This window comes from Flavobacterium sp. OHVDL-2026-0007 (genome assembly GCF_059882335.1).
In genome coordinates this window covers 1,028,026-1,052,023 of sequence record NZ_CM187612.1, presented here as the reverse complement: position 1 = coordinate 1,052,023, position 23,998 = coordinate 1,028,026, and the positions used below count along the sequence as shown (strand labels likewise).

Genomic DNA, 23,998 nt, shown 5'->3' with positions numbered 1-23,998 from the left:
GCTTAATTTTTTAAAACGTTAAATTTAGACCTAGAATAATTTGTCTTTGTACTGGGAAAGAATAAAGATCAAGTCCTCTTCTTAGGGGATCAAAGTTGAAAGATCGGCTGCTAGGGTCATAACCATTATAATGGCTAATAGTAAATGGATTTTTTGCAGCGGCAAATATGTCGATACTACTTAATCCTAATTGTTTAGCGATGTCTTGGTCGAAAGTAAATCCTAAAGTGATATCCGTGCATCTTAAGTAACTTCCGTCTTCCAGATATTTGTCATAAATATTTCCATTAACAACAGTACTGCTAATAGAAGGATACTGGTTGGATGGATTTGTAGTGGTCCAAGCATTGGCAATGGCTTCAGGATTCATGTTTCTGTCTCCGTTTTGAAAATTAGCAAAGTTGGTATAACGATTATTGGCATTTAAAATATCACCTCCTTGTACACCAGAGAACGAAGCTCTTAAACTTAATTGCTTATAGTTGACACTAGTTTGAAATCCATAGGTATAGTCTGGGTTAGGATCTCCAATAATGGTTTTGTCCGTAATATTAACCACTCCATCTCCGTTAGCATCTACCACTTTAAGATTTCCTGGGGCAGTGGAACTTGCAAAAGGGGCCCCTACAGTATAAGTATCTCCTGTTTGTACAATGCCATCTGTCTTAAACCCGTAGAAAAGCCCAGGAGCTTCGCCCTCAATAAAGATATTGGCCGCTCCGAAGTGATCTCCTGCAGTGTTACCCAAAAAGGCGGTTTGTGTTCCGAGAGCACCCCAAGTTCCTGCCGCACTTCCTATTTTATTAATAGTAGATTTGTTGAAGGCAACATTTCCACCAATACTCCATTTGAAATCTTCCTTACGGATAACCTCAATATTTAAAGCAGCCTCAATTCCTTTGTTTTCGATTTCTCCTCTGTTAACCGTTAGTTGACCAAAAGCAGTAGAACCTGGGATGTCAATATTGATTAATAAATCTTTTGTTGTTTTGTTGTAAAGATCTACTGATCCAGAAATTCTGTTGTTTAAAAAACCAAAGTCAGCCCCTGCATTTACTGATTGTGTGCTTTCCCATTTTAAATTAGGGTTCGTGATTCCGTTAACACCTAAGCCCTGGATTTGAGCTCCAGCAACTGTTGCATAACCTACACCTGGAGCGCCATAGCCAAATATGGTGGAATAAGGGCTTATGTTTTGGCTTCCCGTGGCTCCGTATCCTGCACGTAGTTTAAATTGGTTTAACCAGGCAAGGTGATTGGCTACAAAATTCTCTTGAGTAACATTCCATGCCAAGGCAAATGATGGAAAATATCCCCATCTGTTTTCTGGGCTAAATTTACTAGTTCCGTCGGCACGCATCGTACCAGTAAGCACATATTTACCATTGAAAAAAGAGGCATTTAATCGCGCTAAATAAGATAATAATTGGTAATCGCTTTGACCAGGTTGCAAAATTTGAATACTCGATGCTGTGTGTAATCCATTTGAACGTAAATTAGTGTAAGCAAAACCTTTTCCTACAGCACCTGTACTTGCTAATTGATAGGCATCATAAGTTACACCTGCTGTAGCATCGATGTTGACTGCTCCAAAAGCTTTATTAAAGAATAGTAGATTTTCAACATTATAATTGCTGCGTTTTAAATTGTCTTGTGTTAAATATCCATTGTATATGAAACCATTATATAAAGGTAAGCCATACCAATTTTTTCTTTCGACATTGTTTAAGTTACCACCAGTTCTAAAGGTATATTTAAGACTTTTAGAAATTTTATAGTTAGCATCAAAAGCCCCTGAGAATCGGTTTTCATTAGTAATATCGTCATAATCGGTGATCCAACTTAATACGGTAGCTCTAGTGTCGACATCTGTAGCAAAAGTAATATCATCTTGAGGTCTATCAAATGGAGCTGAACTTACCGCTGTGGATAAAAGGCCTCCAGAAACTCTACCAACGGTATTTCCACCCGACATCATGTTGTTTTTTCTTAGGTAACCACTAAGCTGAAATCCTAAGGACAGTCTATCGTTGATATTTGTATTTAAATTTAATCGAAAATCGCCGTGTTTCAAACCGGTATTTTTAACAATACCCTCTACATTTTTTAAAGAAGTGGAAAAATTATATTTTGTATTTTCAGAGCCTCCACTTATGTTCAAATTGTAATCTTGAGAGAAAGCGGCTCGAGTGGCTTCTTTTTGCCAATCTCTATTAGGAATGACTGTTTCTTTTCTTGTATTTACGCCATTGGCGTCAACACCAGTATAAACGTATTTGACGTCGTCACCGATAACAAATCTTTGGTCGGATGGGTACTTTGTATTCCAGAAAGTAGCATATTCTCGCACATCCATTAGATCCAAAAATTTGGTTGGTTCAGCAACAGAAAAATTGGCACTGACGCGAATGGTTGCTTTTCCAGCTTTTCCTTTTTTGGTGGTGATTAAAATAACACCATTAGCACCACGAGAGCCGTAAATTGCCGTGGCAGAGGCATCCTTTAAGATCTGAACATCTTCAATGTCTTTAGGGTTTATTCCTGCCAATGGATCCAGTGTAGGCTGATAATCTCCACTTGAATTACGCATGGTTTGACCAGTAGCGGATTGAGGCACGTTATCAATAACATACAAAGGTTGGCTGTCTCCTTGAAGTGAGTTGGCCCCACGAATAATGATAGAACCTGCTGAACCAGGAGTTGAACCACCTGTTGAGATGCTAACCCCTGCAACTTTTCCTTGTAATAAGTCATCAAAAGAGGTCGCAATAGCGGCTTCATTTCGTGAGGGTTTAAAGGAAACAATAGCACCTGTAAGGTCTTTTTTACGCATAGAACCATACCCAACTACGACCACTTCTTGTAATTCCTGGTTATCTTGTTTAAGCAATACGTTTAGGATTTGGTGTGTACCAACCGTTTTTTCTTGGTTTATAAAACCTAAGTATGTAAAAAGCAAGACATCACCTTTATTGACATTTATTTTGTATTTACCGTCAAAGTCAGTTAACACCGCTCCTTTAGGAGTGTTTTTACTAAGTATATTTACGCCAGGTATTGGCGATCCTTTCTCATCTGTAACCTTTCCGGTTACCACTTTTACTTGTGCTAGCAATGTACTGCTAGCGGTAAGAATAAAAAGAAATGATAGAATCAAACTTCTTTTGCTCATAAATTTGTGATTTAGTTAGTTTAAAAAAAATGTATTTGGTTAATTAATATTTCAAGAGTTAAAATGATTATTCTAAAAAGTCACTGTGATTTGTTTTTTTTGCTGATTTCCGATCATTATAGATTTGGATATAGTGATTGTCTAAAGTTTCGGAATCTTTATATTTAGCGCGTAGCTTTAGTAGTTTAGTTTTCATCATTTTTGCTATATCTTGGTACGCTGGATCGGCAAATACATTATGAAGCTCATTAGGATCCTTAGCCCTATCGTATAATTCCCAAGCGTCGATATCGTAATAGAAATGCATCAATTTGTATTCTTTTGTTGCAATACCGTAGTGTCTTTTTACCGCATGTTCTGCTGGGTATTCGTAGTAGTGGTAGTATACAGCATCTCGATCCCATTTTTCTTTTTTGCCTGTCAATAAGGGGACCAAACTCTTTCCTTGCATGTCAGTGGGAGCTTTAACACCTGCTATTTCTAAGAAGGTTTGTGCAAAATCTAGATTTTGAACCATTTCATTCTCTGTAGTGCCAGGGGTGATTTTATTTGGCCATTTGATTAATAGTGGTGTTCTAAAGGATTCGTTGTACATAAAACGTTTGTCGAACCAACCGTGTTCGCCAAGGTAAAAACCTTGATCAGAGGTATAGACCACCACAGTATTTTCGGAAAGTTTTTCTGTATCTAAATAGTTTAAAAGCCTGCCTACATTTTCATCTACAGAGGCAATAGTAGCCAAGTAATCTTGCATATAACGTTGGTATTTCCATGTCATTAGCTCCTTAGGGCTCATGCTTGGATAGTTTTTTAAGAACTCGTCATTGATTGGTCCATAGACGGCATCCCATGCTGCACGTTCGGCTTTGGTCATTCTGTTTAAGCCTGTATTTAAGCTTCGTTCCTCTATGCCAAGACGATCAAGTACAGATCGCTCGATTTTAGTGTCATAGGTCAGTAGCATATCCCTTAGGATATTCATTTCTGCAGATTGGGCAGCAGAGGAGCGTGTACTGTAATCATCAAAGAAGGTTTCGGGTAAAGGAAATTTCTTTTTAGTAAATTCTTTATAATACTTCTCTTTAGGTAGCCATGGACGGTGCGGTGCTTTATGCAAGTACATCAATAAAAAGGGTTTGTTTTTATCTCGACGGTGCTGTAACCAGTCTAAGGTTAAATCTGTGGTAATGTCGGTAACATAACCTGTAATGGTGGTATCTCCTTTTGTGGTGATAAACTGTGGATTATAGTAATCGCCCTGATCGGGTAGAATCTTAAATTCATCAAATCCTTCGGGATTGTTCCCAAAATGCAACTTGCCAAACATAGCCGTTTGATAACCTGCTTTTTGAAGTAATTGTGGAAAGGTGACATTGGTGGTGTCAAATTTACTTAGGTTATCAATTTTTCCGTTGATATGACTGTGTTTTCCTGTAAGAATTACCGCTCTTGATGGCCCACAAATGGAATTGGTGACGCAAGCATTAGTAAATAACATTCCTTCTTTTGCTATGCGGTCTATGTTGGGGGTTTGTAATAATTTATTGTCATAGGCGCTAATGGCTTGATAGGCATGATCATCAGACATAATGAAGACTATGTTGGGCTTTTGCTTTTTAATCACCTGCTTTTGGTTGATCGAACAAGAAACTGTTGCGAAAAGCAAAGCGCCTATAACTACTTTTGAACAAGTAGGTAATTTACTCTTTCTTGACTTTGATTTAGGAATTAAAGGGATTGTGATAAAATTCATCTTTTGTAATTTTTTTTGTGTAATAGGTATTACGAATAGAAAATATTTACCACAAATTTAAAATATGTATTAAATAATTGTTAATATTACAGGGGTACAACAGGGTTACATATACGAAACTTTAAGGTTACATATAAATAGTTAATTCCTTGATAATCAATACATGATATAAAATATGATACTACAATTAAGGTTAACAAAATGGTTGATTGGTTTGTTTTTTATACAGTTAAGTGCTTTATATGCACAAACTCATGCTTTACGATTTAAGCATATTACTTCACAACAGGGATTGTTAGCCAATAGAACTACTGCTGTAATGCAAGATGCAGAGGGGATACTTTGGGTAGGAAATAGAATTGCAATCAATCAATTTGATGGGGAAGTTGCTAAAGTATATGAGGTGGGACGAAACAATAATATTAATCAGTTTTTTGAAGATGTACATAAGAATATTTGGGTAGGTACAGAGTATGGACTTTATTTTCTAGATCGAAAAACGGATCATTTTGTGAAGGTGATCAGTCCTGTAAAAAAGGCTAACCAGCTGTTAAGTGCTAATATTTTGTGTATCACCGCGAGCCAAGGAAATGAACTTTTGATAAGTGGAATGAAAGATTTTGTGGTTCGGATGAAAGTAGATAGCAAAGGTCAGATTATAGCCTCTTCCATTGCCATCATATCCCTACCTAAAGATAAAGGATATGTGACCAAAATAGTAAAAGGCCGTGATGCTATATTTTGGTTGGCGACCGATCAGGGGGAAATATTGAATCTAGCCAATAATGTGGTTAAAGTAACTGGTTTTGTACAATCGGGAAAAGCTGGCCCTATCAATGATATGTCAATGGATCCGTTTGGTAATCTCTGGGTAGCCACCAATGGCAATGGTCTTTATCGTTACACAATTAAAAATAGTACTAATTTACATTTTGAAAAAGGGGAAAAAGGCAACGGGCAGACTATTAATAATAATGTGGTAACCCGAGTGTATGCGGAGGGTAAAAACGTTTGGATTGGTACCGATGGTGGGGGACTAAATTTATATGTTCAAGATAAAAAGAGTTTCGATTATTATATGTTTGACTTCGGTAATGAGTACTCTATATCAGATAATTCCATTATCGACATCCAACCCGCATTAAATGGAGCTATCTTGTTAGGGACCGTACACGGTGGCGTTTCTATTTTTCGCAAGAATTATAAAATAGAAAATATTCCAGCCAAAAACTTTCAGTTTCTAACCCAAGACCCTCAAGGATCAAAGGTAATTGAAGATAGTGATCAAAATATATGGTTGACAGCTGGACGAACAGGTCTTCGTCGCTATAATCCTAGAACAAAAGCCTTAAGTGTATTTTTAGATAATGGGTCTAGTGCTGGATTTAAAGGGGACATTGTGCTTTCTCTATTTGAAGATAGTGCTAAAAGAGTTTGGTCGGGTACCCTTAGAGAAGGAGTAAATGTATATGATTTAAAACGAGGGCAATTTCTAACCTTAGCTGGTGCGAGGGATGTTAAAGGCGTTTTTTCAATTGCTGAAGATGCTGATGGCAATATATGGGTAGGGCATAGGGCAGGCATTCATGTCTACAATAAAGAGTTAAGATTAATCCATAGAATAGTATTGTCTTCCAATCGATTATCCAATTCCAATCAGGTTATTTGTATTTATAAAGACATAGCGGGAAGTATGTGGATTGGAACAATAGACGGACTTTTTAGATTTGAAAAGAAGGGGAGTGGTTTTGTTAAGTTTAGCTATAAACATGTGGAAGGGAATGCTAATTCTCTTGTTGGGAACAACATATTGTCTATAGGTGAAACCGATGATTTTTCCATTTTGATCGGTACCTATGGGTACGGATTAACGAAGTATATAAGGAAGACAGGGAAGTTTGAAAAGATCGTTAATGGAGAGAATATTAAAGGAGCACTAATACGCGGTATAGTAAAGGATAATCAGAAAAATATTTGGCTTAGTACCAATGTAGGATTAACAAAAATAGATTTGAAAAACAATATCACGAATTTCGGAATTGCCGATGGAGTGTTTCCTTTTAATGGGGGTGCTGCGAGTTTAGATGCTAAAGGACAAATTATGATGGCAGGGGTATTTGGCTTATCTTACTTTAATCCTGAAAAACTACAAGATGTCAACTATTTTCCTCATGTTTATTTTACTTCAGTTAATTCTGTAAACGAAAAAAGCGAATCAACTACCTCATTTTCTGAAATTACTGACGATACGGTGGTTATAGAGGCGGGAAGTAAATTAGTGAATGTCAATTTTAGTTCCGCTGAATTGTATTCAAGAAGTAGTATTAAATATCAGTTTCTGATGGTTGGATTGGATGATAATTGGCAAAAGCTAGGTAGTCAAAATAAAATATCGTTCTCTAATTTAGATCCAGGAACATACCAACTGAAAGTTCGTGCAACTAATAATGCACAGTTGTGGAGTTCTAAGTATTCTACATTAGAAATAGTAGTTAAACCGACTTTTTGGCAACGGACTATTGTTAAGATTATTTTATTTGCTGGGTTTATTTGGATGTTAATATTTGTTTACCGTTTAAGGACCTCTACGATTCAATTACAAAGAGAAAAGCTTCAGAAACTTTTGGATCTGAAAACCATTGAGGTGAAAGAGCAAGAACAACGAATCTCCCAAGATAAAATTTCGATGTTAGAATTTGAAAAACAGAACCAAACACTAAAACAAAGAAAATTAGAAGATGAATTGAATTTTAAAATTGACGAGCTTACTAACAATACCTTACGTGCTATGCATAAAAACAATTTGTTGACCGATATTAAAGATAAACTCAAAACAGAATTAAAAAATAAAAGTATAGATAAAAAGAGTTTAGAAAATATTGTCGATCATATAAATGATAGTTTTATACTGGATGCAGATTGGGAAAGTTTCTATAGTCTTTTTAATCAAGTGCATCCAACATTTATTAAAAGTTTAAAGCATAAGTATCCTAACTTAAGTGAGCGTGAGATTAGATTATGTGCCTTGATTTTAATTGATTTTTCGTCTCAACATATCGCAACTCTTTTCGGGATTTCTTTGACCTCAGTAAAAGTAGCAAGACACCGACTGCGAAAGAAATTAGATATACCTACAGATACCTCTGGAAAACAGTTTATGCAAGACATATCGGGTGAATAAGGCAGCATAAGTAGGTAGGGATGGTTGATACCGTTTAAAAAAGTTTATTGAAATTCGTTTCAATGAACTTTTTTTGTTTACGGAAAATGCAACACAAGAGGGACAGAATAAAATTTTAGTCTTCGGTTAAGAAGCTCCTCAACCGATCCTAAATTTAAAAACAACTATTGGGAGCTACAGTCAGCCTTGTAGGCAACGGGAAGTTGAAAAATGAAAACACGGCATGGACAGCTTTGCTCTGGAGAGGCATTCTAAAGATTAGACGAGAGGGATTTCGGCCTGTTTTTGATTACAACTTGAATCATATAGGAGGGGTATCGGCGTAAAAGTAGCCTTGGTTACAATTGACTCAATGTTAACCTTGGCTTTTTGTTTAACTAGTATGTTATCAGTTGATTGCGTTTGTTATTAGCTATTGATGTAACTTAAATGTAGTACCTCAGTAACGTATTTGTAACCCGTATAAATTCTTTAGGATCAATTTAATAGCTAGTTTTGGAATACAAGTTTAGTCTTTGTGTTCTTATAGAACAGTACTAACACCCAACAGCATAATGTCTGATGTTCTTGATTAATTAACTAGAATACAGAGAGGCAAGAAAGGCAGTCACATTAGACTGGCCTTGTGTACTCCAAGATCATACTCTCAAGTATCTCTGTACCGATAAGGACAGTATGGAGAACTATTTTGGCCAGCTGCGGAGATCCAATAAAAAATTTTTTATGTAAAAAGGGAGTGGATGATATGAAATTCTTGAAAAGGAGGTGGGCCAAACTAATAGAAGTTTAATAATATAATAAATAAAAATAAAATGATAAGGAATCGAATCGCTTTTAGTATCACCCTCTTTATGTTATGTCTTTTTATGTCCACTATTAGCGCGCAGCAAAAAAAGGGCTTAATAACAAGAGAAGTCGTTTCATTAAATAAAAATTGGAAATTCCATTTAGGAAGCGCTAACAATCCTGCTAAAGATTTTGACTATGGGATCGTTCGTAATTTCACCATTGCTGGAGGTGGAGGTGGTTGTATTGTACCAGGATTCAAGGATGATAATTGGCGCACAGTTAACGTTCCTCATGATTGGGCGGTAGAATTGCCTTTTGAGTATAAGGATCATTTTGATGTTCAAAGTCACGGGTATAGACCCGTTGGTGGTTTTTATCCAGATAATAGTATTGGTTGGTATAGAAAACACTTTTCTGTAGATAAGGACAAAGAAGGGCAGCGATTTGTCATTCGTTTTGAAGGGGTTTATAGAGATTTTAAGATCTGGGTAAATAACAATTACATCGGTAGCAATTTTAGTGGTTATAGTGAAAGTTCTTTTGATATTACAGATTTTATTGAATTCTCAAAAGACAATGTTATTGTTGTTCGCGTGGATGCAACTCAATACGAAGGTTGGTTTTATGAAGGGGCGGGTATTTACAGGAATGTTTTCTTAGAAACATCTAATCCTTTGCATATTGCCGAGTATGGTGTTTACGTATCGGCTAAAGTTGAAAAAGCAAAAGCGGTGGTGCAAGCCCAAACTTCTGTAAAGAATCAAGAGGGTAGCACAGTAGATTGCGCAGTGGAGTCTTATGTGATCAATGCCAATGGAGTGAAAGTCACCAAATCAGTGACCGATAAACTTACCGTTAAAAATAATGAAGTGGGTCAAACCGTTCAGCAGTTATCGATCAATAAACCTGAATTATGGGATGTGGAAGCTCCTCATTTATACCGATTGGTTTCTATTGTAAAAAAGAATGGTGTCACCACAGATAGTACACAAACCCAGTTTGGTGTTCGAACTTTTACTTATGATGCAGAAAAAGGTTTTGCTCTCAACGGAAAATCCATGAAAGTCAAAGGGATGTGCGTGCATCAGGACCATGCAGGTGTTGGGACTGCAGTACCAGATGCCTTAGTGTACTACCGCATAAAATTACTCAAAGAAATGGGGGTAAACGCCTACCGTTGTAGCCATAACCCACCCTCAAAATCTGTTCTAGAAGCCTGTGATAAATTAGGGATGATGGTCTTAGATGAAATTCGAGTAATTGGTACAGGTAAAGAATATTTAGAACAATTTGAAAAATTAATTTTAAGAGATCGTAACCATGCCAGTATTATGCTTTGGAGTCTTGGAAATGAAGAGACCGGAGTTCAAAATACTGATTTGGGAAGACGTATGGCCCATACTTTAGTGCAACGTCAAAGAGAGCTGGATCCATCAAGACTAAGTACATACGGAGGAAATAACGGGATTAAATTTCAGGGTATTAACCAAGAGATGGATGTAAGAGGTTTTAATTATCACATTAAAGAATTAGACGATTATCATAAAGAACATCCCACACAACCGATCATTTTTAGTGAAGTATCCAGTATGGTAAGCTCTAGAGGGATGTATGCCAAAGATTCCATAAAAGGCTATTTGCCCGATTATGATTTGAACAAACCTGCTTGGGGACAGCGAGCTGAAGAATGGTGGAAATTTACTGTAGAACGTCCTTGGCTAATGGGAGGTTTTGTTTGGACTGGTTTTGACTATCGTGGTGAACCGACTCCCTTTACTTGGCCTAATGTTAATTCTCATTTTGGAATAATGGATGTTTGTGGTTTTCCAAAAAACACCTACTACTATTATCAAAGTTGGTGGACTGATAAAGATGTGATCAAGATCTATCCGCATTGGAATGGTCATCAAAAAGGAGATAAAGTAAACGTATGGTGTAATAGTAATGCCGATGAAGTAGAACTATTGCTAAACGGCAAAAGTTTGGGTAAAAAGACGATGCCAAGAAATGGACATTTAGAATGGGATGTGGTGTATGAAGCAGGAAAATTAGAAGCTATTGGTTTTAAAGGCGGCAAGACGATTCGTACGGCTGTGGAAACCACAGATAAAGCCTATCAAATTGTTTTGACTCCAGACCGTAAAACGATTCAGGCTGACGGGAATGATGTGTCGGTTGTCAATGTGACTGTTCTAGACGCTAAAGGTAGAGAGGTTCCTGATGCCATGAATTTGGTTGAGTTTACTCTTGCTGGCGAGGGACGTATTTTGGGTGTAGGTAACGGAGATCCGAGTTCCCATGAAGCGGATAATTGTCTGGATGGTAATTGGAAACGTTCGTTGTTTAACGGAAAATGTCAAATCATCATACAAGCTCCAGAGAAAGAGGGAGAATTTGTATTGACAGCTGCTTCTAAAGATTTGAAAAGTGAAACTACTACTATAATGCTAAAGAAATAAAGAAGGAAAAGGGGTAACAACTCCTATTGCATTTTTGTCCCAACAAGTCTTTTTTTTTGCCTAAAATAGTGACAGTAATAAAAAAGATGGGACTTTTAATATCAGGATCAGTTCGGCGATTTGATCTTAGAGAATACTAATTAAAATAGAATAGTTATAGATGAATTAAAAAACAACAATTACTAACCAAAAACAATAACTTCTTATGAAGAGAGTATTACTTATTGCTTTTTTATTGACCATTAACCAGGTAGTAAAAAGCCAGACAACCAACCAGAGTATTGCCCTTTCGGGGACAACAAGTAGTTATGCTACCTTTGGTAATATTAGTGAATTAAATGGAGTAAATCAGTTTTCTTTTGAAGCTTGGGTTTATATAAGTTCTTGGAGTGTCAACAGTTATATCTTCAGCAAAACGGCTGCGACCCTTCCTGCTCAAAATAGAATAGATATCCAACTGGGACAATCCTCAACAAAAAGATTGTATTTCCACGTGGCGAATAATGGCAATAGTTATGCTCAAGTGGATAATTCGGCTATAGCAGTGGGACAATGGAATCATATCGTCATGGCTTATGATGGGACGAAAACAGCGTATAATATGGTGCGAATTTATATCAACGGAACTCAAGTTACAACGGGTATTACTTATTCTTCCGGAAATGGTACTCTTCCGACGACAACCGCCAATACCACTGGAGCTTTTGAAGTTGGGAAAAGCTTTAATGGTCGTATAGACGAAGTCAAAATATGGAATTTTGCGCTCACAACAAATGACATTGAAAGGAAGAACACCATTAATAAATACCATCCCTTATATGCCAATCTGATTTCCTATTGGAAGATGGATAAGGATGCTAGTAACCTAGTGGATACAAAAAATCTTTATCCAGGTACGCTAATTGGTGCTTCCCTTGTACCCGTTACGGATAATAGTACCTTTCAATACAAAATTGTAAGTAGCTATATACGATCTAATTTTTATGAGAGCGGACAAGTGAGTGAAGAGTATGTTCGAAACAATAATGATCTTGTGTATTTAACAACCAGTCCTTATGCCAATGGAGATCTGTTTTTTGATTATCCCATTAACGATGGCGTACTGACAAACGCGGTCTATCTAGATAGTTATGCTTCTAGAGATGGCCTTATGGATTTTTCAGGTTCGGGTGCTTCGATGAACTGTGGAGCTGACTTACTCAATAAAGCCAATGGAGGAGTTGGTACTTTTTCTTTTGCCTCATGGGTGTATATTGATCAGTGGGTTCAGAACAGTAGTATTTTTAGAAAATATGAATCAGCAACTAAAAATTTTGATTTGCAATTAGGAGATGTCGCTACGAATCAATTGATTTTTCATCTTTCCAATGGTGCAGATAATTATGTAACGGCGGATAATTCAGGAATTGCTGCTGGTGGATGGCACCACGTTGCGGTGACCTACGCTGGAAACGCAGGAGCAAATCAACAAGTTAAACTATACGTTGATGGAATTTCAGTTCCCCTTTCATATAAAAATGGTGATGGTTTGCTCCCTACATCGGGGCCTTTTAGTAGATCCAATTTTGAATTAGGAGTAAATTTTGACGGTAAACTTGATGAAACGAGCATAAGTTTATTGTCATTAAGTAGCGGGGAGATTACGAACATTAAGAATAATCCAATTGTGGTGGATAGTTGGAATGAAACGAAAACTTGTGCATATTGGAAATACGATGATGCCCTACAACCTGGAAAAGATTCACGAACCTGGTTAGGCGTATTGGATGGTCTCAAGCAAACCATGACGGGATATAATGGGGCAGAAATTCGATTAGGTATTAGTGGTGGTGATTGGAAAACCATGATGACAACAAGCGCAGCGAGAACAAATTTTGCTAATAAGGTAAAAGATATAGTAGATACCTATGGTTTTGATGGCGTTGATTTAGATTTTGAGTGGTGTTTAACCACTCAGGAATGGTCGAATTATAATGCTACCATTTTGGCTTTGAATACTGCTCTGTCTTCCACTTCCACTTTTAGTGTGACCTTGCACCCCTTGTATTATAATATCAGTTCTGCGGCCATCTCAGCGCTAGATTATGTTTCAATCCAGTCCTACGGACCGAGTCCTGACCGTTTTCCTTATGCTGAATTTGTCAATAATGTGAGCGCCATGCTAACTTATGGTTTCCCAGCGCAAAAACTTATTATGGGAGTACCATTTTTTGCTGCGGCCACCGATAATTCTAAAAGTACGGCGAGTTACAGAGCGATAGTTACCCAATATCCAACGCTAAATCCTTCACTAGATCAAATCAGTATGAATGTACCTCCAGTAAAAGATATGACTTTCAATGGGCAACAAACCATCATTGCCAAAACGAAATATGTAAGGGATATGGCCTTGGCTGGTATCATGTATTGGGATACGGCAACGGATGTTGATTATACCAACCAATTGTCCCTTTTAAGAGCATTAAATACCGTGATGAATGCCAATGTTCAAGAAGAACTTATTGGTGCTAGGATGAGCATGTTTAATGAGGTCATTGATGAGAAAGTAAGCACAGAAAAGAGTACTAATCTTGCTGTATATCCTAATCCAGCTCATGGCGTTTTTACAGTGGATTTTACCATAGAAAGAAAAGGCACTCTTAAAATATTTGATTTAAGTGGTCAACAAGTACTGACACAACCTTTAATGAATCAGAAAAAGTTGGACGTTAATATCAGTAAATTTAAATCAGGTATTTATGTAATAAGCTACTCAGATGAGATGGGCAAGGTGAAGTCAGCTAAACTGATTATTGAATAAAATGTAATTTTTATTTGTGGGCTTTATTTAAAATTTTCGAATAATCTAATAGAATATATAATGACAACGAGAAGTGAATTGGTGTTTTTAATAAGTATGATCATTACGAGTGGTTTTGCACAAACAAAAAATTTTGTGCCTATCCATCAATCTATGTCGGAGGAAGAAGTGGTAAAAATTGCAGCTACTATTACCCCTTCTCCTCAGCAATTACGTTGGCAGCGTTTGGAGTTAACAGGCTTTATCCATTTTGGGATCAATACTTTTACCGGTAGAGAATGGGGAGAAGGGAAAGACGATCCTAAATTGTTTAATCCTACGGCTTTGAATGCAAAACAGTGGGTAAAGGCTTGCAAAGATGCTGGAATCAAACAGGTTATTCTAACGGCAAAACATCACGATGGTTTTTGTTTATGGCCCACTAAGACCACATCCTATTCTGTGCAAAGTAGTCCTTGGAGGGATGGCAAGGGAGATGTAGTTAAAGAAGTGGCCGATGCGTGTAGGGAGTTAGGAGTTGGGTTTGGCGTGTATTTATCGCCTTGGGACAGAAACAATGCCTCTTACGGAACAGAAGCTTACAATGATTTTTTTATCGATCAATTAACGGAATTACTGACTCAATACGGGAAAGTAGATGAAGTTTGGTTTGATGGCGCTAATGGTGAAGGGCCGAATGGTAAAAAGCAAGTATATGATTTTGAAAGATGGTATGCGCATATCCGAAAATTACAACCGCAAACAGTGATTGCTGTTTCGGGACCAGATGTACGTTGGGTAGGAACAGAGACGGGCCACGGTCGTGAGCAAGAATGGAGCGTAGTACCTGTTGGAAAAAACAATAAATTTAATGAAGGTTCACAAACTAAAGCTGATGAGCCACCATCTGGAAATAATAGAGGCCAAGTTTTAGGAAGCCGTAGTCAACTAAAAGATGGAGATGCATTAAAATGGTATCCGGCCGAAATGGATGTATCAATTCGGCCAGGGTGGTTTTATCATGAAGCAGAGGACAATAAAGTTAAGACACCAGAGTATCTTAAAGAAATTTACTTTCATTCTGTGGGGAGAAATGGAGTGCTTTTATTAAATATTCCACCAGATACACGAGGGTTGATATCTGATTTTGATATTACTGCCCTAAAAGCATGGAAAGAGCAATTGGATGCAATTTTTAAAGTGAATCTTTTAAATGGTTCTAAAGGAGCTGGACTAGTAAAAAACATAAAACCTTTGCTTGATAATAATGATGGTTCACATATTTCCTTTTCAATGAAGGGAAGTAATAATAAGATAGAGATCAATTTAAAGGAGAAAAAAACATTTAACGTTTTACTGCTTCAGGAAAACATCAGTATTGGACAAAGGGTAGAGAAGTTTGTGTTTGAGTATTGGAATGGCAAGCAATGGCAAAAGGCAACCGAAGGAACGACGATTGGTTTTAAACGATTACTAGAGTTTCCTACTATTACGACATCGAAAGTAAGATTACGCTTTTTATCAGCTAGATTAGAACCGACATTAGCTGAAATGGGATTGTATTTTGATAAAGAGAGAGAAAACAACAACAATGAATATAGTACAGATAAATAACTATTTTGTTGGTGTTTTTATAATATGTCCTTAATGTTTTCTAATAGAATGCAAGAGGAATTAGTAGGGAGTGAAAAAAAAAATGGTGCGGTGCTGGCATACTAGGATATTTCACAGGAAAAGAAGAAAGAAAACGTACAAACTAGAACAAAAATGACCTAAAATCTGATTTAACAGTACTGATTAAAGTATTGTTTAGGGACATGGATATCCAAAAAAGACCGAAAAAAACGGTTAAATAGGTAGGTAATTTGGGGATTAGTTATTTTTTTTAGGTGTAATTGCTTATTTTTCTGTGTTGTGAAATTAATTCTAGTATATTTACGTCCAATAAAAATATATTAAGATGCAAGAAGGTACGGTAAAATTCTTCAATGAAGAAAAAGGTTTTGGATTTATTACACCAAAAAACGGTGGAAATGAAATTTTTGTTCACGTTTCTGGTTTAACAGAAAATATTCGTGAGAATGACGAAGTTCGTTATGAAGTAGCAGAAGGTAAAAAAGGCCCGAATGCAGTAAATGTTGAAGTAGTTTAACATACTGAATAAAGTACAAGAAGTACCTGCCATCGGCAGGTTTTTTTGTGCCAAAAAATTAAATTGAGTTTTTGATTTACAGTTGAGCCATCACATGATGTTCTATTTTTGTGAGACTTGATATAATTTATGTTCTAAAAACAAGAAAGAGGATCTTGCGAGCCTCTTCTTTGGAATTAATATGTCTTTTATAAAAGCTTATTTCACTTTTAGTAATTTTTCTAAATATTCCACTTTATCTTTTTCTGCTTGAACCAGACGCTCGTAAAGTTTGATCTGTTCTTCGTGAGATTGGATTAATTTATCCAATGGACTAAATGTGCAATGATTTGCATTGAATGCACCATGTGTAAAACTATTATCATGGAAATTATTAAAATAATTAATGACACCTTCATCACTATAGCTTTTAATAGCTTCTGCTGTGACTCCTAAAACCTCAGCAATAGCATTTAATTTATCGTCGTCAACATTCTCACTCCCTTCAATATGAGAAACAGACTGTTGGCTAACACCAATTGCAATAGCCAATGCTTCTTGTTTCATTCCTTTAAGCTCTCTAATTCGGCTTATATTCCTTCCGATATGTTTTGGTTTTGCTGCTGTGCTCATAGTTCAAAGATATTTAAAATTCTTGAAAAATTTTCAGTGTTGGTAAAATACAAGCGCGCATTGGTAAGATACAAGTCCGATTGGTTCGGTACGGTACAATCTATTACGTACTTGCTGTGTGTTTAACAAAAATACAAATTTTCGGACATGTAACAATCAAAAAAGTAAAATTATGGAGCATCAATTAAGAATTCCAGAATCCTATCCAATGCGGGAGCAATTGGAAAAGGCGATTACTGACCTGCTCGTTTTTGTCGAGGCAGGGACTATTTACATCAGTTTTGATAAACAACAGCAGACGCCTATTGTCATCACATTTATCCTGAAAAAGAATTGTGGACAAGATAGTAATGTTATGGAGCACAATGCCAAGAAAGTACTAAAGACCTATTCTCATTTTGTTTTTAGATTCATTAACGCTACTCATGCTTCCCATGGATTTAAAAATGGAGATCCTTATCTCATTCGTCATTGTACAGTTAATGAATTGGTTTATTATGAATCAGACAATAAAGTATTCTGTCCTGTTAATCCTAATTCAAAAGAGCTGCTTATAAAAGCTACGCTTAGTTTGAAAGAAGATAAAGAAATTACTATGGAAGTTTTTCAGTTCGCAGTATTCCATATGAAAAATAAAGAGAATCTTAAAGCTGCGGTAGAAATGTATCGTGCATTTTGGTCGCTTATCAGTTGCTATATAGCACTGTTGGGAGGAAAATTTGGAGAAGAAACGGATACTTCTTTTGGGAGTATACTTGCAGATTATAAAAGAATCACTGCCTATGCACCGCATTTAAAAGAGCTGTTGGATTTGGAGAAATTAGAAGACCTGGAAATGCTAGGCATGCTTGTTAATGCCCATGAGTATAAAGATCAAAAATTCGGTAGGGTTGAAATAAGCTCTGAAGAACTTGAGCTAGTAAAGCAGAAGTTTGAATTATTGAGTAATGAATTCGATAGGCTGTTTTCAGAATGGACTATATATTGCGAGAAGAAAATGGAAGTGTTCCGTAATCCACGTTTTCTGGGGAAATCCATTTTTACTGAAAAAGTTCAATCTCATTATATAATGGATTTGGCATTATCGAATATAAGTAACCTAATAACGGGCACTTTAAAAACACGTGTCATCTATTGTTTTGGTTACAATATAGTTCATGAGACAAAAAGAGAAGACAATGGCACGTATTTCAGAAAAAGGCTTCCTCGCTACCATTTTTACTTGTTAGTGCTTACAGAGGAATATAAGGAAAATGCGATATCCATAATACAATCCATTATCCGTGATAATTTTGATAATCAATATCAACTAACAATTCTACATCATAGAATGCAAAACTTGCGCAAGCAAAGTCAAAATCAAAAACATTTTTTTGATGCTATTACTACCAATGGGGTTTTGACCTATTATAATTCATTACATCCCATAAGCTGGAAAACTTCTGGCGCTGCACGAGATTTAGAGTTTTCAAAAAAGTATTGGCAGAATCGTATTCTAGCAGCAAAACGTTATCTAGTTCTCGCTCAAGAACACCATGAACCAGAAGTACCTCTCATTACCAATTCAATACTTCAGCAAGGTGTTAAACAGGTTATAGTAGGACTTATTGATTTGTTTTTAGGATATCATCCCAATAAGAATACTATAAACTATCTCTTTTCTCTGCTTTACTATTTGGATATTATTGAGCTTCCATTTGATTTAAGTATTGAGAAAGAAAGAGTTTGCTATCAACTGCTATCAGCCAGCAGCGCGATGATTCTGCATAAAGATTTGAAAAACAAGAATAAAGAGGATAATGATTTTCTCTTAAGTAAATGCGAAAAATTCTTAATACTATCAGAGCAGGTTGGAAACAATGAAGTGGAAGGGATGGAAAGAAAAACCTATGAGTGATGAATATGAAAATAGCTCCAAGTGGAAAAGTATAAACCGAATAGTTTCTTAAGAAAGAATAAGGAGGGATTAGGGTCCAATAGGGGTACAACTTTAAGTTGTACTTGCTGGAATGTTATTCAAATTGTTACTTTGAATATTAAAATGAATGATTTCATGATTAATAGTGTTTAATAGGTATTGAGAAACAAGTTATTTCTCAATACTGAAGAAAGCAATTGTAGTAATGCAATTGCTTTCTTTTATATCTTGAATCGGAATGAGGGAGTGTTTGAACTTTAAAAAGGCAAGTATTACCAGATAGCATAAAGTAGCCAGACTTCAAGGCTACATATCAAGAAAAAAAGGCTGAATTTTTAAACTAAACACTAACTCAATAGTGCAAATTAAGTGTCGAGATTCTGTATAATTATAAAAAATTAGATAAATATTGTTCAGAAAAAGTTGATTATAATTCAAGTGTTTTAGTTAAACGTATTTATTTATTGCATATTTTTGTATGAAACATAAATAAATTCGTATGAAAACATTTAAAATTCTATCTGCTGTATTTTTAATAGCTATTGTTGGAAAAACACATGCGCAAGACCTTGCTACAGATTCGCACACAATAGGAATTACAATACCTACCGTTGCTATAGTAGATATTGAACCAGCTGGATCAAAAAGTATTTTGATGCCTTTTACAGCTCCTATAGAGGCAGGTTTACCTATTGTAGCCCCAGCTAACAATACAAGTTTATGGCTTAACTATTCTTACATTCCGTCGGTAGCCTTAAAAACTGCTAAAGTATCTGTTAAAATAGGTGCAGTAATACCTGGATTAAGTGTAAACGTTCAAGCCGCTGCAGCATCTGGATTAGGAGGAGGAACACGTGGGGCTGTTGCTGGAAATGCTATTACACTTACTGCTGCCGATCAAGATATTGTAACGGCTATTGGAGCGTCATATACAGGAGATGTTGCCAACGGACATAATTTAACGTATTCATTAGTAGCTGGTAGTTACGCAGGTTTGTTTGCGTCGGTACCCGTAGCAACCATTACATATACCATTGCTGAAAACTAAAAATTGTATGGATTAAAATTATACTTTAAATAAAAAGAGTGTCGCTTATATAAAATCAGGAGGCACTTTTTTTGTTTAGTTCCATCTCGAAAATATTTTACCTACTAAACAATGACTTTTAAAAAAACAATCTTTTTTATTACCCTTTTCTTCGTCTATAGTAATTTGTTCGCAAGTATTGTGATTACGAATGGTTTGACACATAATTACAAGCTAAAAGAGGGAACCTTGCAAAAAGGAGTGATTACCATTGAAAACACTTCTGAGGTTGCTCAAAATGTAAAGCTTTATCAACAAGATTATAGCTACAATGCAACAGGTGCTTCCTTTTATGAAGAGTACGGAAAAAATGAGAGAAGTAATTTAAAATGGATCAAATTAAATACCAATTTATTAAAAATAGAAGGTAAGGGTAAAATGAATGTTTCGTATGAGATTATTATTCCTGAGAATACCCTAGCCGGTAGTTTTTGGAGTGTGGTCATGGTGGAACCTGTTGATGATATTGTACCCACTAATAGTAAGGGAGGAATTGAGTTAAAAACAATGATTCGTTATAGTATTCAAATCATTACCACGAATGAAAAACCAGCGAATGCTTTGATGACTTTTGAAGCTATTAATTTAAGTAAAGCCGAAGGAAAGCATTTCTTAGAAATTGCTATTTCAAATAATGGAGAACTTTTTCATACCGTTGAAGCAAGCATTGAATTATTTGATAGTAAGGACGGGAGTAAAAAAGGAACGTTAAAAAGTGATTTACTGAGTTTACTGCCAAACAATTCTAAACTATTTAAAATAGATTTAAGTTCAATACCTCCTGGGAAATATAATGCTTCGATACTGGCCAATAGTGCGGAAGACCATGTTTTTGGAATCAATATTGAATTAAAGATCCCTAATGAATAAAACAATAATTGTAATATTATTTTTTATTATTCCTTATATTTTTCAGGCGCAACAACTCAAAGTTGATTTTGTTAATCAGTATGAGTTTCTTACCCCTGGTAAGGTACAGACTTTGGTGTTTAAGATTACCAATCCATCCCCTAAAGAAATTGGCATCACTCCACAAAATACGTTGCCGAAAGGTTGGGGGTTAGCTGCCGTCCCTTATGAATTTACTATAGCAGCAAATGAAACCAAGATATATTTAGTTTCTATACAAATACCGATTAATTCATCAAAAGGGGAATACAGCATCAGCCTAAAGCTGAACGATAAAACCAATAAGAGTGTTTATTCACAAGATTTAATAGTCAAGGTTAATCAAGTACAACGAATCTCAATTGAAGCTATTTCAACCTCAAGCTACGTCAAAGCAGGAGATACTATTCATAGTTTTTTTGCTGTAAAAAATGAAGGAAATCTTAAAGAGAATGTTTTTATTACCCCTTCCGTTGGGACTTTTATAAAAGGTGATAATCCCATTGGGCTACTACCGGGAATGTCTACCACAATAAGTGCCTATCAACTCACGGAGCGTAAACAGCCGAAACCCTCACAAAATCTGATCAAACTTACGGCTGCTTTACAAAATGACACGATTGCGCCTGTTTTTGCCTCGCAGCGAACAGACGTTATTCCTGTTTTTCAAGTAAATGAAGATATCTGGCTGCGCTTTCCTATTAAGGTCATCGCAACCTATATGGGTAGGCAAGGGGAGAAGGATTTTAAAACGGGTTTTCAGGGAGAAATTCATGGGAAGGGATCTTTGAATGAAGAAAATTCTAAATTTCTTGAATTCCGAGCTGTAGGTCCGGACCGCTTTGGATTTACAGCCTTTTCACAGTATGAAGAGTATTTTATCAATTATCAATCGAAGGACTTTTATATTCATCTGGGGGATAAGGTATTTCATTCATCATTTTTAACTGAATTCTCAAGATATGGCAGAGGTATAGAATTGAAACAAAAATTCAACAAGTTGGAAGTTGGAAGTTTTTATACTCGGCCACGCTTTTTCAAAGATATTGATGAAGAATTTAATGTTTATACTAAAGTGAATTTTAATGCCAAAAATAACATTCGCTACGGCTATTTATTTAAACGAAGAGATGTCTTAGAGGTTAATCATTTGCATTATGTGGCTGGTGAGACTAATGTTTTTAAAAAGGTGGATATACAAGGAGAATATGCTATAAGTAGTAATGATAAAACAAGGGGAGACGCCTATCAACTGCAAGCGCAATCTTATTTTAAAAATGTCAATATCAATGTGAGTTATATCTATGCCTCGCCTCATTTTGCAGGGTATTATACTAATACTCGATTTTTCACGACTAACCTTAATTACCAAATTCTGCCCAAACTAAACCTGTCTGCTAATTATCAAAAAGATGCTAGAAACTTTGAAAGAGACACACTCTATGGTGCAGCTCCCTATCGTGAAAGTTCTCAAGTAGGACTACGTTATAATTATTTAAAAAAGGGTTCGATTTCTTTCTTTAGCGGAAATCAAGAATATGAAGATCGAATGGATAAAAAACAGTTCTTTTATAAAGAAAGATTTAATCGTATTGAACTATTGCAAGATATCGGCAAGTTTTCCATCAATTATCAAATGTTTTTTGCGGAAACAAACAATTTTTTGATTAATTCAACAGGTAGATCTTCGATGTATACGACAAACTTTAGTTATAACAACAAAGGAAACTCGATAAGTCTTTTTGGTAGTTATTCCAAAGTGAATCGCTATGCGATGAAGGATGAACAGCAATTTTTATATGGAGGACGGATCAATGCGCTAATTTACAATAAATGGGATGCGTCAGTATTTTATCAAAACACCTATTATTTGGAGGACTATTATGCCGATAGAAATCTTTTTGAACTCTCCTTAAATTATAGAGTTTCTCCAAATCAGCAAATCAATCTTGTTTCTCGATATGCTATGGCGCAGCGACAAATTGCCAATAAAGATTTTTCCTTTTCATTACGCTATATTTTGGACATCAATGCCCCGATAAAAAAAATCAAAGAGTATGGTTTTCTTGAAGGAAATATCGCTAATTTAGGAAGTACACAATCAGAGGGTATTAAACTTCATTTGGGGCCTTATTCTACTGTTGTTGATCGTAAAGGGCATTTTCTGTTTAAAGATGTAAAACCAGATGCTTATTTTCTCGAAGTCGAACAAAAGACATTGGATATAAAAGATATTACGAACATTACTATTCCTGCTAAAGTAGCCATAGAAGAAGGGGCAAATTATTTTGATTTTGGGATTACAAAAGCCTCCAGTATGAAAGGAAGTATGTTACTTGATGACAAAGATCATGAGGCCAAAGGAGAAAGTGTAATTATTGAGATAACATCAGATAGTGAAGTTTTTAGGAAAATATGTGATATCACAAAGCCTTTTGATTTTACATATCTAAGACCAGGGGAATGGAAGTTAAAAGTATATCGGAACGGATTAGATCGTAAATATAAAATTCATACGGACGAATTAAATGTAACACTCAATCCCAATGAAGATAAGGAAATTCAGATCAAAATTAGTAAAAAAGAAAAAGAGATAAAATATTTACAAAAACCAATGCGAGTAGGTTTTAACACTTCAAAAGAAAAAAAATGATTTTCAGTTCGATTCAATTTGGTTTGGGGGTATTCCTTTTTTTTAGTGGCAGTTTCTTGCTTTCAGCACAAACAACTACAACTGGAAGTCGTGCTATTAATTTAAATCTTTCGGAAGTGGCCATGCTTGATATTGAGCCTAATACGAGTATTGTTTCTTTTAGTTTTGTAGTTCCCTCAGAGGCAGGTAGGTCATTAATCATTCCCACTGTAAATGCTACAAAATGGTTAAACTATACATCTGCTGTAAAAGGAGTTACTAGAAGAACTGTTAAGGCTCAAATTGATCCGCCATTCCCGGGATTATTGATAAAGCTTGAGGCGGCGGCGGCTAGCGGTAGTGGTGGAGGAACCTTAGGGACTTCAACAGGTATAACGACACTAAGCTCTTCACCGACTACAATTATAAGTGGTATTGGTGGCGCTTTTACGGGAATGGGTAGTAGTAATGGACATTTATTGACGATTTCTTTAGAAGTTGATGATTACGCGAAATTGGTAAAAACGACTAGTAAAATCATTACCATAACCTATACTTTTAGTGATTAAAAAGATG

Annotated in this window: 13 protein-coding genes; 10 read left to right on the top strand and 3 right to left on the bottom strand. The window is 35.9% G+C overall.

Translation table 11 applies throughout. From position 1 onward, the window contains the following. Window positions 1–10 precede the first annotated feature (10 nt). Together AC51AA_RS04355 and AC51AA_RS04350 are read right to left on the bottom strand one after the other, a co-directional pair. Complete coding sequence (locus AC51AA_RS04355; protein WP_500704503.1) at window positions 11–3,172, bottom strand: SusC/RagA family TonB-linked outer membrane protein; 3,162 nt, start codon at window positions 3,170–3,172, stop codon at window positions 11–13. 67 nt (window positions 3,173–3,239) lie between these two features. Next, the gene (locus AC51AA_RS04350) at window positions 3,240–4,925 is read right to left on the bottom strand and encodes a sulfatase family protein (protein WP_500704502.1); all 1,686 of its coding nucleotides are present in this window, start codon (window positions 4,923–4,925) and stop codon (window positions 3,240–3,242) included. 175 nt (window positions 4,926–5,100) lie between these two features. Here AC51AA_RS04350 and AC51AA_RS04345 point away from each other — a divergent pair, with 175 nt between their 5' ends. The 5 genes from AC51AA_RS04345 to AC51AA_RS04325 all read left to right on the top strand — a co-directional run bounded on the left by AC51AA_RS04345 (window position 5,101) and on the right by AC51AA_RS04325 (window position 16,285). After that, window positions 5,101–8,106: a ligand-binding sensor domain-containing protein gene (locus tag AC51AA_RS04345; protein ID WP_500704501.1), complete on the top strand. Its 3,006-nt coding sequence runs from the start codon at window positions 5,101–5,103 to the stop codon at window positions 8,104–8,106. 812 nt (window positions 8,107–8,918) lie between these two features. Continuing rightward, window positions 8,919–11,354 carry a beta-galactosidase GalA gene (galA, locus tag AC51AA_RS04340; protein WP_500704500.1) on the top strand — a complete coding sequence of 812 codons (2,436 nt, stop codon included), beginning with the start codon at window positions 8,919–8,921 and terminating at the stop codon, window positions 11,352–11,354. Window positions 11,355–11,559: 205 nt separating this feature from the next. After that, on the top strand, window positions 11,560–14,154 hold the full coding sequence (locus tag AC51AA_RS04335) for a LamG-like jellyroll fold domain-containing protein (RefSeq protein WP_500704499.1): 2,595 nt from the start codon (window positions 11,560–11,562) through the stop codon (window positions 14,152–14,154). Window positions 14,155–14,214: 60 nt separating this feature from the next. Beyond that, window positions 14,215–15,747, top strand: coding sequence for an alpha-L-fucosidase (locus tag AC51AA_RS04330; protein WP_500704498.1), 1,533 nt, complete (start codon window positions 14,215–14,217; stop codon window positions 15,745–15,747). 346 nt (window positions 15,748–16,093) lie between these two features. Beyond that, window positions 16,094–16,285: a cold-shock protein gene (locus tag AC51AA_RS04325; RefSeq protein ID WP_500704497.1), complete on the top strand. Its 192-nt coding sequence runs from the start codon at window positions 16,094–16,096 to the stop codon at window positions 16,283–16,285. A 198-nt stretch (window positions 16,286–16,483) separates the two neighbouring features. On the opposite strand, the gene AC51AA_RS04320 is transcribed toward AC51AA_RS04325, so the two are convergent. Then, window positions 16,484–16,897, bottom strand: a complete 414-nt coding sequence (locus AC51AA_RS04320) for a helix-turn-helix domain-containing protein (protein WP_500704496.1) — start codon at window positions 16,895–16,897, stop codon at window positions 16,484–16,486. 172 nt (window positions 16,898–17,069) lie between these two features. On the opposite strand from AC51AA_RS04320, the gene AC51AA_RS04315 reads away from it, so the two are divergent. The 5 genes from AC51AA_RS04315 (at window position 17,070) to AC51AA_RS04295 (ending at window position 23,991) form a co-directional block, all read left to right on the top strand. Further along, the gene (locus AC51AA_RS04315; protein WP_500704495.1) at window positions 17,070–18,794 is read left to right on the top strand and encodes a hypothetical protein; all 1,725 of its coding nucleotides are present in this window, start codon (window positions 17,070–17,072) and stop codon (window positions 18,792–18,794) included. Window positions 18,795–19,314: 520 nt separating this feature from the next. After that, window positions 19,315–19,863, top strand: a complete 549-nt coding sequence (locus AC51AA_RS04310) for a hypothetical protein (protein ID WP_500704494.1) — start codon at window positions 19,315–19,317, stop codon at window positions 19,861–19,863. A 111-nt stretch (window positions 19,864–19,974) separates the two neighbouring features. Then, window positions 19,975–20,772, top strand: coding sequence for a WxL protein host-binding domain-containing protein (locus AC51AA_RS04305; protein WP_500704493.1), 798 nt, complete (start codon window positions 19,975–19,977; stop codon window positions 20,770–20,772). Then, window positions 20,765–23,443, top strand: a complete 2,679-nt coding sequence (locus tag AC51AA_RS04300; protein ID WP_500704492.1) for a COG1470 family protein — start codon at window positions 20,765–20,767, stop codon at window positions 23,441–23,443. Before AC51AA_RS04305 ends, AC51AA_RS04300 begins: the two co-directional genes overlap by 8 nt. Then, window positions 23,440–23,991, top strand: a complete 552-nt coding sequence (locus AC51AA_RS04295; RefSeq protein WP_500704491.1) for a hypothetical protein — start codon at window positions 23,440–23,442, stop codon at window positions 23,989–23,991. The genes AC51AA_RS04300 and AC51AA_RS04295 overlap by 4 nt, the downstream gene beginning before the upstream one ends. The last annotated feature ends 7 nt before the right edge of the window (window positions 23,992–23,998 follow it).

Excerpts from the sequence above, each read along its gene's own strand:
- AC51AA_RS04355 (WP_500704503.1), bottom strand. The coding sequence starts at position 3,172 with ATGAGCAAAAGAAGTTTGATTCTATCATTTCTTTTTATTCTTACCGCT.
- AC51AA_RS04350 (WP_500704502.1), bottom strand. The coding sequence starts at position 4,925 with ATGAATTTTATCACAATCCCTTTAATTCCTAAATCAAAGTCAAGAAAG.
- AC51AA_RS04345 (WP_500704501.1), top strand. The coding sequence starts at position 5,101 with ATGATACTACAATTAAGGTTAACAAAATGGTTGATTGGTTTGTTTTTT.
- galA (WP_500704500.1), top strand. The coding sequence starts at position 8,919 with ATGATAAGGAATCGAATCGCTTTTAGTATCACCCTCTTTATGTTATGT.
- AC51AA_RS04335 (WP_500704499.1), top strand. The coding sequence starts at position 11,560 with ATGAAGAGAGTATTACTTATTGCTTTTTTATTGACCATTAACCAGGTA.
- AC51AA_RS04330 (WP_500704498.1), top strand. The coding sequence starts at position 14,215 with ATGACAACGAGAAGTGAATTGGTGTTTTTAATAAGTATGATCATTACG.
- AC51AA_RS04325 (WP_500704497.1), top strand. The coding sequence starts at position 16,094 with ATGCAAGAAGGTACGGTAAAATTCTTCAATGAAGAAAAAGGTTTTGGA.
- AC51AA_RS04320 (WP_500704496.1), bottom strand. The coding sequence starts at position 16,897 with ATGAGCACAGCAGCAAAACCAAAACATATCGGAAGGAATATAAGCCGA.
- AC51AA_RS04315 (WP_500704495.1), top strand. The coding sequence starts at position 17,070 with ATGGAGCATCAATTAAGAATTCCAGAATCCTATCCAATGCGGGAGCAA.
- AC51AA_RS04310 (WP_500704494.1), top strand. The coding sequence starts at position 19,315 with ATGAAAACATTTAAAATTCTATCTGCTGTATTTTTAATAGCTATTGTT.
- AC51AA_RS04305 (WP_500704493.1), top strand. The coding sequence starts at position 19,975 with ATGACTTTTAAAAAAACAATCTTTTTTATTACCCTTTTCTTCGTCTAT.
- AC51AA_RS04300 (WP_500704492.1), top strand. The coding sequence starts at position 20,765 with ATGAATAAAACAATAATTGTAATATTATTTTTTATTATTCCTTATATT.
- AC51AA_RS04295 (WP_500704491.1), top strand. The coding sequence starts at position 23,440 with ATGATTTTCAGTTCGATTCAATTTGGTTTGGGGGTATTCCTTTTTTTT.